Annotated in this window: 13 protein-coding genes; 3 read left to right on the top strand and 10 right to left on the bottom strand. The window is 38.1% G+C overall.

Going from position 1 to position 13784, the window contains the following annotated elements; all coding sequences use genetic code 11:
* Positions 1 to 13: 13 nt before the first annotated feature.
* The 10 genes from DI076_RS04745 to DI076_RS04790 all read right to left on the bottom strand — a co-directional run bounded on the left by DI076_RS04745 (position 14) and on the right by DI076_RS04790 (position 7199).
* The gene (locus DI076_RS04745) at positions 14 to 598 is read right to left on the bottom strand and encodes a 5-formyltetrahydrofolate cyclo-ligase (RefSeq protein WP_108958834.1); all 585 of its coding nucleotides are present in this window, start codon (positions 596 to 598) and stop codon (positions 14 to 16) included.
* Positions 595 to 912: a cell division protein ZapA gene (locus DI076_RS04750; protein WP_100727435.1), complete on the bottom strand. Its 318-nt coding sequence runs from the start codon at positions 910 to 912 to the stop codon at positions 595 to 597. Before DI076_RS04750 ends, DI076_RS04745 begins: the two co-directional genes overlap by 4 nt.
* A gap of 5 nt (positions 913 to 917) precedes the next feature.
* Positions 918 to 1556 (bottom strand): hypothetical protein, encoded by a 639-nt coding sequence (locus DI076_RS04755; protein ID WP_108958835.1) that lies wholly within the window; start codon positions 1554 to 1556, stop codon positions 918 to 920.
* A 57-nt stretch (positions 1557 to 1613) separates the two neighbouring features.
* Positions 1614 to 1967, bottom strand: a complete 354-nt coding sequence (rplT, locus tag DI076_RS04760) for a 50S ribosomal protein L20 (protein WP_100727433.1) — start codon at positions 1965 to 1967, stop codon at positions 1614 to 1616.
* 3 nt (positions 1968 to 1970) lie between these two features.
* Positions 1971 to 2171, bottom strand: coding sequence for a 50S ribosomal protein L35 (rpmI, locus tag DI076_RS04765; protein WP_002988170.1), 201 nt, complete (start codon positions 2169 to 2171; stop codon positions 1971 to 1973).
* A 7-nt stretch (positions 2172 to 2178) separates the two neighbouring features.
* Positions 2179 to 2742, bottom strand: coding sequence for a translation initiation factor IF-3 (gene infC, locus DI076_RS04770; protein ID WP_108958836.1), 564 nt, complete (start codon positions 2740 to 2742; stop codon positions 2179 to 2181).
* Between the two features lie 89 nt (positions 2743 to 2831).
* On the bottom strand, positions 2832 to 3755 hold the full coding sequence (locus DI076_RS04775; protein ID WP_108958837.1) for a hypothetical protein: 924 nt from the start codon (positions 3753 to 3755) through the stop codon (positions 2832 to 2834).
* Positions 3756 to 3764: 9 nt separating this feature from the next.
* Positions 3765 to 5681 carry a threonine--tRNA ligase gene (thrS, locus tag DI076_RS04780; RefSeq protein ID WP_108958942.1) on the bottom strand — a complete coding sequence of 639 codons (1917 nt, stop codon included), beginning with the start codon at positions 5679 to 5681 and terminating at the stop codon, positions 3765 to 3767.
* A gap of 49 nt (positions 5682 to 5730) precedes the next feature.
* Positions 5731 to 6324, bottom strand: a complete 594-nt coding sequence (locus DI076_RS04785; protein WP_108958838.1) for a TetR/AcrR family transcriptional regulator — start codon at positions 6322 to 6324, stop codon at positions 5731 to 5733.
* A complete protein-coding gene (locus DI076_RS04790) occupies positions 6309 to 7199 on the bottom strand; it encodes an alpha/beta fold hydrolase (RefSeq protein ID WP_108958839.1) in 891 nt (296 codons plus the stop codon). Before DI076_RS04790 ends, DI076_RS04785 begins: the two co-directional genes overlap by 16 nt.
* 169 nt (positions 7200 to 7368) lie before the next feature.
* Between DI076_RS04790 and DI076_RS04795 the strand changes: the two genes are divergently transcribed.
* The 3 genes from DI076_RS04795 to DI076_RS04805 are packed head-to-tail and all read left to right on the top strand — an operon-like array spanning position 7369 to position 13771.
* Entirely contained in the window at positions 7369 to 8718 is a 1350-nt protein-coding gene (locus DI076_RS04795; RefSeq protein WP_108958840.1) for an adenylate/guanylate cyclase domain-containing protein, read from the top strand.
* A 53-nt stretch (positions 8719 to 8771) separates the two neighbouring features.
* Positions 8772 to 10472: an ABC transporter ATP-binding protein/permease gene (locus tag DI076_RS04800; protein WP_108958841.1), complete on the top strand. Its 1701-nt coding sequence runs from the start codon at positions 8772 to 8774 to the stop codon at positions 10470 to 10472.
* Positions 10472 to 13771 carry a GH36-type glycosyl hydrolase domain-containing protein gene (locus DI076_RS04805; protein ID WP_245918275.1) on the top strand — a complete coding sequence of 1100 codons (3300 nt, stop codon included), beginning with the start codon at positions 10472 to 10474 and terminating at the stop codon, positions 13769 to 13771. Before DI076_RS04800 ends, DI076_RS04805 begins: the two co-directional genes overlap by 1 nt.
* Positions 13772 to 13784 lie beyond the last annotated feature (13 nt).

A 13784-nucleotide genomic window follows, 5' to 3' on the forward strand; every position in this document is an offset into this window, starting at 1 on the left:
ATCCTACGTGGATTCAATCGAAAAAAGAATGAATCTGAAATTCCGTAATCATTTTTCCGACTTTAACATCGTGTTCTTCTACTTGGAATGGGACGGGAAAAAATTTAGAAAAACTAAACCCAATTGTTTTCTTTTGCACCGATTCTTTGTGCAAAATGCGGTCATAATACCCACCACCTCTTCCAAGGCGAAATCCATTTTCATGGTAACCAAGACCTGGAACCAGGATCAAATCCGCTTCCTCTACGGAAATCTCCTCATCTCCTATCGGTTCAAAGATTCCATACGGGCCTTTTTCAAAAGAGAACGGACGAAGGAAACATAATCCTTTGTCTTGGACCACTTTTGGAAAGTACCACTTCGCAGAATGCCTGGATTCAATAAAACTTGTGGGTTTTGGTAAGGGAGATGATTCGATGATAGGCAGTACATCCACTTCCCATTGCAAGTCAGGAACATAAGTGATGATTTTGGAGTTTCCCTGTAATAAAGGGAATAGTCTTTTGAGAATCGCTGATTCTAACTCTTCTCGGTCACTCAGTTTTGGGATATTGGTTTTGAGGATCTTCCTTGCGTCTTGTTTGGAAATCGAATTCAAAAATGGTCCCCAATGATTCCCTCTTCCAATAAAGAGATAATTTTTTTCGTACGTTCTTCCAATTCTGGATTTTCATTCACTTTGGCAGTGACATCCCGCATTTGGAATAACTCGTCGGCTAAATTCAGTGCACAAAGTACGGCAATTTTGGTTTTGGATGCATTGGGTAAAACTTTCCCCAATTCCAAAAGGCGTGTTTCCACGTAGTCAGCAACTTCAGAAATATATCCTGAAGATGCTTCTCCTACGATTGTATAAGTTTCACCAAATATTTGTTTGGTGATTTTATGAGAGTTTTGGGCAGAGTCTGCCATATGGATTATTTAGGATCGTCTTCGATGATGAGAAAATCATCATCATCATCCGCATCAAATACACTAATGGCTTCATCTTCATCATCGATGATGATATCGTCATCCTCATCAATCTCAACAGTTGGAACTTCGTCCTCAGTTTCCACAATGAGTTCTTCTTTTTCAAAGGATGCAGAGGCAGGAGTTTTTTCTAAAACATCTTCTCCGTGGAATTCCGATTCATCTTCATCAAGTAAGATAATTTCATCATCGTCTTCTGTTGTGAGACTTGGTGTTACCGCAGCTGTCGCTTCTGGTGCCGAAGTTGGAACAGGTGCATCCACGGGTTGCGTTACTTTAGGAGTGGAACTACCAGTGGTCGGTAGGCCATCTAATCTTCCCAGGAGTTGGTGGACTTTGGATTCAAGTAAACCTTCTCTTTCTTTGAGTTGGTTTAATTCGTCCGTCGCGTCTTGGAGTTGAGAACGAAGTGTTTTTAATTCGCGCTCTTTTTCCTCCATTGCGAGCTTCATTTGGTCATTTTCCGCGCGGAGGGATTCGTTTTCCGTCTCTAGGCGTGCATTTTCTGTTCTTAGGTCCTGGATGAGCTCAAGGGCCTTAACAACTTTACTTTCTAGCTCTTCAATGGTTTCGATTTTTAACATGATAACAATCCGATGGAATAGAATAGACGAGCTATTCCATTCCTATCAAGCACTAATTTACTTAGCGACTTTGGTTTTTTCTACGATGGCGTTGAATACTTCTTTGTGGTTGTAAGCAAGATCAGCCAATGTCTTACGGTCTAAGTTGATGCCTTGTGTTTTGAGGGCATGGATGAATTTTGAATAAGACATTCCATTTTCTCTCACTGCAGCATTAATGCGCGTAATCCAAAGTTTACGAAATTCGGACTTTTTCTTTCTACGGTCACGGTATGCCCATTGACCCGCTTTCATCACAGCTGATTTTGCTGTTCTGAAAAGTTTAGAACGTCCACCTCTAAAACCTTTTGCTTTCGCAAGTAATTTCTTTCTACGATTCTTATGAATGGTTCCGTTGACTGCGCGTGGCATCGTTTAACCCCCGTAAGGTAGAAGTTTTTCTACACGGTTATAGTCGGTTTCATGGATGAGGTGCATTCCACGGCTTTGGTGTTTCATCTTAGGAGATTTTTTCTCTAAGATATGTCTTCGGAACGCACAACCACGTTTGATTTTACCAGATTTGGTAAACTTAAAACGTTTGGCTGCTGCCCTATTTGTCTTCAGCTTATACATAGTTTTTTTATCCTTTAGGTTTTTCACTAAGTGGGTTCATCACGACAACTATCGTCTTTCCGTCGTGTACCGGCATTTTTTCGGGAGAGGCATGCTCTTTTAGGTCCTCGACAAACCGGTTAACAATATTCATTCCAATTTCAGAGTGAACCATCTCTCTGCCTCGGAATCGAAGTGTCACTTTTACTTTATCACCCTTTTGCAAGAATTCTAAAGCATGACGCTTCTTAATCTCGAAGTCATGGTTATCAATCCGCGGGCGGATTTTGATTTCTTTTACCGTGACTACGTGTTGTTTCTTTTTCGCTTCTTTCGTTTTTTTAAGAAGTTCGAATTTGTATTTTCCAAAATCGATCAGCTTACAGACGTGAACATCCTGGTCTCCCGAGACTTCCACCAAATCAAGGTTAGCTTCTTTTGCTCTTCTGAGCGCTTCTTCCAGAGTAACGATATCAGATCCTTCGTCACTGACGAGCCGAATCGATGCTACATTGGTAATTTGTTCGTTAATTCTGATGTGGGCGAATTTATCTTGGTTTGGGTTCCCTCTAGGGTTGGGCCGTTTCTGCATTCAGTCTCCGAAATTTCTTTCAATTTCCAATTTCGGATGAAAAACTAGGCACGCAAGTACATTTCTTTGCAAATGCCGATGTTCAGGGGTTAAAGCGTTCCTGAAGGCCCTTCCCACACCACATATTCGATGGAAAGGGATTCTTTTTGGAGGATTTCAGGTAAAATGGGGACAAGGGAAAGGTATTCCCCATGGTTTCCCATTCCCATACAAGATCCTCCATGGCAAATCCGACCGGACTCATCATACAAAACATATTGGATGAGGTTGTCATACTTTCGGTCACTCGGAATCGGATTGGTGGAAGGAACAATCGCTAGGTAATGAAAGCCTTGGTTTTCTTTTCGTTCCAAACGGAATCGCAGTTTATTTTCTTTGGTGAGGGGTTCTGTGGCATACAAAAGTTCCCCTTTGCCAGGGTTCCATTTTTGGAAACCGTAAGTACCGACCACATGTTCGGCCCGTTTCCACTCTCGTTTGGATTCTTTTTTCATAGGTTTCGAAGAACCGATTGTTAACGGAGATTCGATTCTATCGTTTGCATCGCAACCGGAGAAGGTGATCCGTAAACAAACGCGAGAAATTTCAGAAATGGAAAAAGGAAATCGGCTCCATAAACCAGGGACATCGTAACGTTCCCAAGGTTGGACACAGTGTTCGGAAGTTTGGCAAGACAATAAACGATCGGAAACATCGTAAAAAGCAGCGACTACATACAATGAAACGGCTTTGTTTCCTAAATTTTGTCCCCCAGTGATGACAATGTTTGGACAATCAAAGGAAACATCTTTCCCCATTCCATCCACAAATTGCATATGACTCACCTTCCATCCGAGAGTAACACCATCCGCTATGGGAAGGTCTATCATCGGGATAGCATCGTACGCATCACAGACGTCATACGGTGGTTGGATCGGAAGGTCCAGATAAAGAGTAACTGGTTCTTTCGATGTAGATACAAATTGACTCTTGAGCACTGGTAGGAACCATACGTTCCCGCCAGTGTTAGTCAAGAAATTTCTTTAGTTCAGTTCCCCTTTGAGGAGAGAGAGGAATCCATCACGAGAAACCGTTTCTGTTTTTTCTTCACCCATTCGCCTAAAGGAAATACTTCCAGCTTCTTTTTCTTTATCCCCAAGGATGAGCGTATAACTGCACCGTTTTATGATGGAATCCCTAATTTTACTTCCGATTTTTTCATTCCGTACATCGAGTTCGACTCGAAATCCGTGCATTACTAAATCTTGATATACTTCTTTCGCATAATCACTATGAGTTTCTGCCACGGTTAAGACACGAATTTGAATTGGATTTAGCCAAAGTGGAAATTTTCCTTCGTAGTGTTCGATGAGAATTCCAATAAAACGTTCGAGGGATCCATAAATGGCTCGATGGATCATGACTGGTGCATGTTTTTTTCCATCAGACGCAGTAAAGTCGAGTTCAAAACGATTTGGCATCGAGAAGTCAATTTGAACAGTTCCACATTGCCATAACCTACCAAGTGAGTCTTTGATATTGAACTCTATCTTTGGTCCGTAGAATGCTCCGTCTCCTTCTTTGATCCCGTATTCGATTCCTTTTTTCTTCAAGGCATCATGTAATGCTTGTGTGGCGAGGTTCCAATCTTCATCACTACCTTGGGACTTTTCTGGTCTTGTCGCAATGAAGGTTTTGAATTCGGTAAACCCAAATTTTTTATACACATCAAAGGTAAAATCAATGATGTCTTCGACTTCTGATTCTACTTTTTCTAGTGGCGCATAAATATGCGCATCGTCTTGTGTAAAGGCACGAACACGGAAAAGTCCATGAAGAACACCTGACATTTCATGTCGGTGCACATTCCCTAGTTCCATAAATCGAAGTGGTAATTCCCGATAGGAATGCATATGGTATTTGTAAATCAAACAACACCCAGGACAGTTCATCGGTTTAACGGCGAACTCACTTTCATCGATGTCTGTGAAATACATGTTTTCCTTAAAATTATCCCAGTGGCCTGATTTTTTCCAAAGAGATGAATTTAAGATCGCAGGGGTTTTGATTTCTTGGTACCCACGTCTAAAACATTCTTCACGGATATACGATGCAAGGGTGTTCCAAAGAACGGTTCCTTTTGGATGCCAAAAAGGAAACCCAGGAGCTTCGTCTTGGAAACTAAAGAGGTCGAGCTCTTTTCCCAGTTTTCTATGGTCTCTTTTTTTGGCTTCTTCAATGAGAAAGATATATTCATCTAACTGTTTTTTGGTGGGGAATGACACACCGTAAATACGAGTGAGTTGTTTGTTTTTGGAATCTCCCTTCCAATACGCACCAGAAATGGCAGTGAGTTTGAAGGCTTTCAGTTGGCCAGTACGAGCCACATGTGGTCCACGGCATAAGTCATACCATTCCCCTTGACCGTATAACGAAACAGAGGCGGCTTCAAATCCTTGGATGAGTTCTACCTTGTAAGGTTCATTTTCTTTCCTAAATTTTTCGATGGCTTCTTCTTTGGAAAGTTCCCATCGTTTGACAGTGAGGTCTTCCTTAACAATTTTTCCCATCTCCACTTCGATTTTGGGTAGGTCATCCACCGTGATGATGGTTTCACCAAAATCGATGTCGTAAAAGAAAAACCCTGGACCATTCTCGATGACAGGACCCACAGTGAGTCTTGCATGAGGCCATAACCTTTGGACAGCCATCCCAAGTAAGTGGGCAGAGGAATGGTGGAAAACTTCTTTTCCATCTTTGTCATCAAAGGTTAGAAATTTGACACTCGTATTTTCGGTAGGAACAAAGGATAAATCAACAGTCCGTCCATCGGACAAGACAACGGCAAGAGCTTTCTCTTTTAAGAAAGGCAGTTGGTTTTGGACAAAATCAGAAAATGACTTTCCGGATTCGAGTTCTTTGGAACTTCCATCGGGTAATGTAATCGTAAGTGCTGCCATAAGTGTATTCCCAGGTTTTCGCACGAGCATTCTCCCGAAAAGTAAAGTTTTACCAGAGTTTTCCTGTTTCGAGAGATTCTGTTAGTTTCAAAAAACTTTCTTCGACTGATTGCTTACGGCCAAAACCACCTTCTCGTTCTAGATCAATAAATCCATGTACGAGAGAACGAATGATCCGAATCCTATGGACCATTTCTTTGTCTAAAGTTTCGAATTGGAATGCAAACATACAGAGTTGTAAAATTCGATCTCCCAGTAATTTGAGCTCTGGGTCCGATTCGGTAGAAACGATGACAAGAGGGTACATATGAGGGAATTCTTTGGCAAAACTTCGATAGGATTTTAAAAAGTTTGGGATCCATTCTTTTGGTGGATCGGATTTTTTTAAATTTTGTTCTAATCTGTCACCTAATAGTCGCAAGGCTCTCTTTTGTATTTCCCAAAATATATCTTCGGTGTCTTTTACATGGTTATAAAGTGATGGCGTGCGAATGCCAAGTGCCTCTGCAACAGTTGCCAAACGAAATTCGGAAAAACCCACATTTTGAATGGTTTCCCACGCCAAATCCAAAATCAAACTACGGCTGATTTGGGTTTGGCCTTTTTTGGGTCTTCCGATTTTGTTTTTTATTTTTTTTGCCATAATGATTTTATATCTGAATAAAAACGATTGGGTTCTTCTAAAAACGGATAATGCCCAACGTTTTCATAAAGATAAACCGTTCCACCAATGGTATCCTGTATCCAATTTGTTTCCTCTTCCGGATTTGAGAAATCAGGATCCTTTAATCCCATGATGATGATGTGATTCCCTTTTACATGGACAAGCTCATTTTCACATTCCTCTTTTGGTGCAAATAACATAGAACGAAGTGCGGCCATCCTTCCTTCTTCTTTTAAATTTTCTTTGAGTTTTTCCTTACGTTCTTCCAAATCTTTTGGTGGTTGGATAGGGAAAAGAGATTCATAAAATTTGGCCCAAACACTTGGTCCCCAAGGACCCCGAAAGGCAATTTGTAATATCGATTTTAACCCCCAAGACATAGGTTCTTTGTCTCTAACAAAAGGTCCTGATAAAACCATTCCTAACACTCGTTTTTTCTCTTTCGACTGGATGTACACTGCAGATGCCGCTGTCATCGAATTAGCAATGATGTAAACATTTTGCAGATTGTTTCTCTGAATGAAGGAGAGAATATCCATTGCGGTTTCCTTCGGCCCATAAGAAGAAAAGCTAACATCTGATTCACCCATACCTCGCAGATCAAATGTATATACATTCCCTTCATTTTTTAATAAATGGACCAAATCAGAATAACTTTCCTTTCGATCGCCTATCCCAGGTAATAAGATAAAATTCTGTTTGCCTGATCCCGACTTCGTATAGGCAATTTTTCCTTCTTTTAATGCGAAATAAGAAGTGATTGGTTTTTCGTTTTTCGAGAAATCATCAGCCCATAGGCATAATGGGATAAGAATTGGTAATAAAATGGGGAAATAGTGGTAGTGAATTTTCATAAATCTAATATAATTAGTTTATTTAACTAATGCAATTAGTTTTTTATCAATTTTTACAATTTCGTACTTCCATTGGTTAAATTTTGGCTAAAAGCAAGAATTCTTACTTGCTCCAGTTCGAAAATTCCCATATTTTAAATCCATTCGCCTTATACTTGGATTTAAAAATTTGCAGATCATATTTTACGACAAAGAAACCACCCGATTAAAATCAGAAAAAAAAGGGACAACCATCTTAGAAACTGCACTCAAACATGATTATCCGTTGTATCATTTATGTGGTGGGAATGCAAAGTGTACCACTTGCCGCGTATATGTTTCGGATGGAATTTCCAATTTAAGCAACCGAAACGAGAGGGAACAATTACTCGCTGAGCGCAAAGGATGGCCTACTGAGATTCGATTGGCCTGCCAAACGGAAGTATTTGGAGACATTGGATTGCGAAGGATCATTCGTGATAATAAAGATTTAAAAACGGTCACAAGTGAGTCGAAGTCTTCCAAAACCGGCGAAGAATGTTTTGCTGTGATTTTGTTTTTGGACATCAAAGGATTTACTTCTTTTACAGAATCCAATTTAGCCTATGATGTTGTTTTTGTATTAAATCGTTTTTTTCATGAAATGAGTGAACCCATTCTCAACAACGGTGGTGAAATTGATAAATTCATTGGCGATGGAATTTTAGCATTTTTTCAAATCCCAAATGAAACTGGATCCAAACAATCCCAAGCAGAAGAGATGCAAAATCTCAAAACAGAAACAATGAAATCGGCCATTCGTGCTTGTTTGCGAATGTTTGATCAATTAAAAAAGTTCAATATTGAAATGAAAGATCGTTTCAATTTTACATTTGATATTCGATTAGGACTACATGCAGGGAATGTTATCTATGGGGATATTGGCCATTCCGAGTTTAAGAGCCAAACTGTTTTGGGTGATGTAGTGAATGTGGCAAGTAGGCTAGAAGCATTAAATAAAAAAACAAACACACGTTTTTTGGTATCCGATGTCATTTATGATACGATCGGTACATCATTATCCATTGATAAAAAAGTAATCACAAAACTGAGAGGGAAATCGGATGTGATGAAAGCATACTCTGTGATCGGCTTTAAAGGAAAAGATCCAATCCTTTTCGTCCAACAATACTTTGATCATTTAAATGCAAAAAACCCAAATTGGATCCATAATTACGAAAACAAATTAGAATCATTTCGAAACAAAAAAGTGAATCTGGAAAATTCCAATGAAACAACCGACGAAGCTTTGATTCCATTACATCAAATTTTAGAATCGATTGTTGATAAACTGGGTAACCCGAAGACCTTAAAAAAAGTAATTTCAAAATTAGCGAACCATTACCAAATGTTATCAATTCCGAGAGAAAACTTCTCCAAACTTGTTTCTGTATTTTTAAATTCATTGGAAGAAACATCTTCCGAGTTGTGGAACAATGAGATTTCTTTGGTCTTAAAAGAAGTTTGGACCGATATCACTATTCAATTATTAGAATCTTAAAATAAACCTTGCCATCCTATGTTTTATGATTCAAATGAACTCAAAATTCATTCATGCTGACAGAACTTAACAAACCATCCATCGTCAAACACTTACTTTCTTTCATTTCGCAACTGTTTCGTTCAAAACAAGGGCCTGCGGCCATCCGATATAGTATTTTTTTACTCCTTCTTGTCATAACATTCAATGGATTCAATGTTCTCAATAGTTATGTAGGCAGAGATTTTATTTCAGCATTGGAACAAAAAAACTCTAAGTCTTTTTTTCATTTTGCTTTGTTGTATGGAATTGTATTTATCATTTCATCTGGTATAGGAGGCATTTATCGATTTATTGAAGAAAGACTGGGTGTATTATGGAGAGAGCAGTTAACTTGGAGATTTACAGAATCATACTTAAGTGAAAAAACCTACCATTCGATTCTAAACAAAAAAGGAATCGAAAATCCTGACCAGAGGATTACTGATGATGTGAAAGCCTTCACCACCACTACTTTGTCTTTTATCTTACTTTTTTTAGGAGGAGTTTTTTCTGCTGTTTCGTTTGCAGGAGTACTTTGGAGCATCAATCCAATTTTATTTTTTGTTGCTATACTTTATGCGATGATTGGAACCATTTCGACAATTCTTTTAGGAAAAGATCTGATACGAATCAACTACAACCAACTCGATTTAGAAGCCAATTACCGGTCTGATTTACTTCATATCAAACAACATGCAGAATCCATTGCCCTTACCCATCGTGAATTACGAATGTCGGTTCGCTTAAAATCAAAACTGAAAAAACTAGTGACAAACTTTAAAAAGTTAATCTCTGTCAATTTACGATTAAGTCTTTTTACCAATAGTTACAATTATTTCATTCAAATCATACCAATGTTACTCATTGCACCAAGTTATATGCGAGGAGAAATTCAATTTGGAGTGATCACACAAGCAGGACTTGCATTTACTACATTATTGAATGCATTTTCTCTAATCGTCACTCAATTCCAATCAATTTCTTCCTTTAGTGCTGTGGTAAAACGATTACAATCTTTAGATACAGCAATGGAAGAATCAATTAAAACGGTAAAACAAAGAGAACAAGATAGTTTCCATTTAGACGAGATCATCTTTGATCAATTTAGTTTGTATGCAAATGACAAATCAATGTATCTCATCCAAAACCTGAATCTTAAGATAAAAAGAAAGGAACGTTGGCTCATTACGGCTATTGATGAAAACACAAAACTGATTCTTTTTAGAACCTTAGCAGGGTTAAACAAAGAAAACGAAGGAAGAATCTTAAAACCAAACCGTGACGAAGTATTATTTTTACCAGAACAGCCCTACCTTCCACCAGGAAGATTACGAAATGTCATTGTTCCAACATTTCTAGCGAATACAATACCAGACTCAAGGGTGATGAAAGAATTAAAATTCCATAACTTAGACACTCTTGTCAAACGATTAGGTGGATTGTCTGCTCTCAAGGAATGGGACGACGAACTTTCGTTAGCCGAAAAATTCAAGATTTCAACAATCAGAATCCAATTTGCAAAACCCAAGTTTGTTGTCATCGATAGACCAACTTCTAGTGTCGGAAAATTCGAAGTTTCAAAAGTATTAAAGAATTTTCATTCTCTCGGAATCACTACCATCATTCTAGCAAAAGGGGAAGAAACTGCACTAGAATATGATTACCACCTAAACTTTGGTCATTTTGGTAAATGGACATTGAATCCATTGAGCCCATTCTTAAAGGAAAATTGATGTACTTACTCAAAAATAAATCTGGACTGAATATTAAAATTTTGTCCAATCTTTCCTTCCATTCTATTTTTTTTAAAAATATACTCGTAAATTTATATTTGGGAAATGAATTAGAAACAAGCCTTACCAATCTTACGATCGAATATAAAATAAATTCTCACACATTTACTTTACCTTTATTTTCTCCTTTGGGATCTCCCCTTATCAAAACTTCCGAAAACGCAATTACCATCCAAAGAAACATTGATGGTTTGCAAATCATCACAAAACTTCAGTTACACAAAAATCTTAATTGTTGGAGAGTGTATTCAAATGTGACAAACCAAAGTAATGATACAGTGACTGTTAGTTTAGTGAATACATTGGATCTTGGACTTTGTGATTATTCTAGTGCAAGACTCAATGAAGCTTTTGTTTCACAATACATCCACCATGAAGTCTATAATACGAAAGAATTTGGTCTTTCCATTCTTTCGAGACAGAATGAATCTGTGTTCGGAAAAAACCCAGCCTGCCTTACTTTTTCAGATCAAACAATCACGTCTTATGCGACAGATGGCCGGGATATTTTCCACCAAGGTAAATTGTCTGAGTTTCCCAACCGAAGGCGCCAGGGAGAACATTCGATGGTGGGACTTAGAACAGAAGGGATAGAGGTAATTCAGAACCAATCACTAGATTGTCATTTTTATTCTTTCTTCTTTGAAAACGTGGAGACCATTGAACGGGCACCTTCACTTTCCGATACAATCAAAACCTGTCAACTGGATTGGGAGGTTGATGATACGAAATGGGAGAATGGAAGAAAAACAAACGTTAGTTTGTTCCATCTTGGAGAAAGTATAGAGGGTGGACTTGTCTCAAAGAGCCAATTAAAGGAACTATTTCCGAATCCATGGCGGAACACTGAATTAAACCAAGAAGGAACTTTACTTTCTTTTTTTACCGAACAATCAAAACATGTGACACTCAAAGAAAAAGAAATACATTGCCTAAGACCACAAGGGCAAATCCTTCGAACAGGCAATGAGTACCTTCCAAGAGAATCATCCCTGACTGCCACTTGTTATTTTAATGGAATCTTTATTTCCCAGCTCACACAAGGTCACACGAGCCTAAACTTATTCTTATCTCGTAAAACAGGTGACTTAGGAACGAGTGTTTCCAAAGGCCTTTGTATTTTTTGTAAGTTAGATTCTGTATGGAAACGTTTGGGAAATCCATCCTACCAAACATACCTTCCCGATGTTTTAGAATGGGTGTATCTTCTCGAAGGAAAAACGATTAGAATCCAAGTCAATTCCAATCCAGATGATTCTCTTTCATTATCATGTTTCCATTCATTTAGTTCTCCACTGGAAGTTCTATTTTCCTTTTCTACGGGACTTGACGGCGAAAACGGAGACTTACCAATTCCACCGAAGATTGCCATAGAAAACGAATCCATATTAATCACTCCCAATCAAAAGAGTTCCCTCTACGAACGATTGGATGGAAAAGGATTCCGAATTCGTTCAAATCAGATAACTCGATTTTTCGTTTCAGATGATCGTTTGTTATTCGAAAAGGGCAAGTCACTTGGTTTGCCTTATCTCACAATCAAAACAGAAATTCATTCCGAACTAACGTTCCAAATTTACGGAGAATTGAATGATGAAAAAGTGGATGTAAGCCCTTCCCTAACAAAAAAAGAAAATGGGATCGAACACCATTCCCTTCTGAATTCTGCAATGACACTCAACAATGTAAAATTTTTAGAGATGATTGATATATTACCTTGGTTCAAACAAAATGCTGAAATTCATTTTTTAAATCCAAGGGGATTGGAACAATTTTCAGGTGGTGGATGGGGAACAAGAGATGTATGCCAAGGAGCATTTGAATTCCTTTTATCAACTGGTAATTTTTCTGCTATAAGGGAATTACTCATCCATGTATTCAGCGAACAAAATGAAGACGGAGATTGGCCACAATGGTTTATGTTATATGGGAGGGACAAACATATTAGAGCCAATGATTCCCATGGGGACATCCTATATTGGCCTATCATTTGTATTTTAACCTATTTAGAAAGAAGTCATGACAGGTCCATATTAGATGAATTCACAACAAACCAAACAAGAACTTCAAAACGAAGTATTTTAATTGGGATGGAAATCACTTTACGCGAAATCAAAAATCGATTCATCGAGAATACAGTTTTACCTAAATACGGAAATGGTGATTGGAATGATTCGATGCAACCAAAAGAACCATTCTTTCAATCCCAAGCTGTGAGTACATGGACCGCAGAACTACAGAATCTACTCTATCAAAAACTAGTCTGGTTTTATGATTGGATTGGAAAGGAAGACGAAAAAGCTGAATACCAAATTCATTTTCAAACTCTAACAAAACAAATCCATTCCGAATGTATGGAAAATCGAACTATTGCAGGACTAGTTCAATTTTCTCCAAAGGAAAAAAATATTTTATATTTACATCCATTAGACACCATAACCAAAATTCAGTACAGTATCCTTCCCATGATTTATGGAATCCTTTCCAATGTTTTCACCTTAGAAGAAGCAGAATATCATTTAAAGATCATCAAACAACACTTAACTGGACCTGATGGAGTCCGTTTATTCAATAAGCCAGTTCCATACCAAAAAGGAAATTCTACCTTTTTCAAACGGGCAGAAACAGCCAGTTATTTTGGAAGGGAAATTGGACTCATGTACACACATGCTCATCTGCGGTATTGTGAAGCACTTGCTTATATGGGCAAATCAAATGAATTTTTCACACAATTGAATCTAACAAACCCAATCGGTATCAATAAACGGATTCCGCAAAGTCGGATCAGGCAATCCAACTGTTATTATTCAAGTTCGGATGCATTTTTTTTAAATAGAGAGGATGCAGAAAAAAATTACGAACAGTTATGGAAAGGAGATATCCCACTCGAAGGAGGTTGGAGGGTTTATTCCAGTGGCCCTGGAATCTTTTTAAAATTATTTTATGAGTCTCTGTTGGGGTTACAATTTTTCCACGATGGAATCATTTTTGATCCTATGATGCCAAAGGATTTCGACGGGTTTAAAATCAACTTCGATCGATTTGATACAAAATTCGAAGTTATATACAATATTAGAAGAGAAAATGGATGTATCCATTCCATTCACTTCAATGGTGTTATCATTCCTTTGGAACGAATATTAAATCCATATCGTTTGGGGGGATTCAAAGTGAATCAAGGAATGATTCTAAAGAATAAAAAAGAAGGAACAAATACTTTCGTTATACAAATCGAGTAAAAAACGTATGAGT

It is taken from the genome of Leptospira ellinghausenii, assembly GCF_003114815.1.
GTDB lineage: Bacteria > Spirochaetota > Leptospiria > Leptospirales > Leptospiraceae > Leptospira_A > Leptospira_A ellinghausenii.

Bases quoted from the DNA above. Each gene is read 5' to 3' on its own strand.
- DI076_RS04800 (WP_108958841.1), top strand. From the start codon at position 8,772: ATGCTGACAGAACTTAACAAACCATCCATCGTCAAACACTTACTTTCT.
- DI076_RS04785 (WP_108958838.1), bottom strand. From the start codon at position 6,324: ATGGCAAAAAAAATAAAAAACAAAATCGGAAGACCCAAAAAAGGCCAA.
- thrS (WP_108958942.1), bottom strand. From the start codon at position 5,681: ATGGCAGCACTTACGATTACATTACCCGATGGAAGTTCCAAAGAACTC.
- DI076_RS04755 (WP_108958835.1), bottom strand. From the start codon at position 1,556: ATGTTAAAAATCGAAACCATTGAAGAGCTAGAAAGTAAAGTTGTTAAG.
- DI076_RS04750 (WP_100727435.1), bottom strand. From the start codon at position 912: ATGGCAGACTCTGCCCAAAACTCTCATAAAATCACCAAACAAATATTT.
- DI076_RS04790 (WP_108958839.1), bottom strand. From the start codon at position 7,199: ATGAAAATTCACTACCACTATTTCCCCATTTTATTACCAATTCTTATC.
- rplT (WP_100727433.1), bottom strand. From the start codon at position 1,967: ATGCCACGCGCAGTCAACGGAACCATTCATAAGAATCGTAGAAAGAAA.
- infC (WP_108958836.1), bottom strand. From the start codon at position 2,742: ATGCAGAAACGGCCCAACCCTAGAGGGAACCCAAACCAAGATAAATTC.
- rpmI (WP_002988170.1), bottom strand. From the start codon at position 2,171: ATGTATAAGCTGAAGACAAATAGGGCAGCAGCCAAACGTTTTAAGTTT.
- DI076_RS04805 (WP_245918275.1), top strand. From the start codon at position 10,472: ATGTACTTACTCAAAAATAAATCTGGACTGAATATTAAAATTTTGTCC.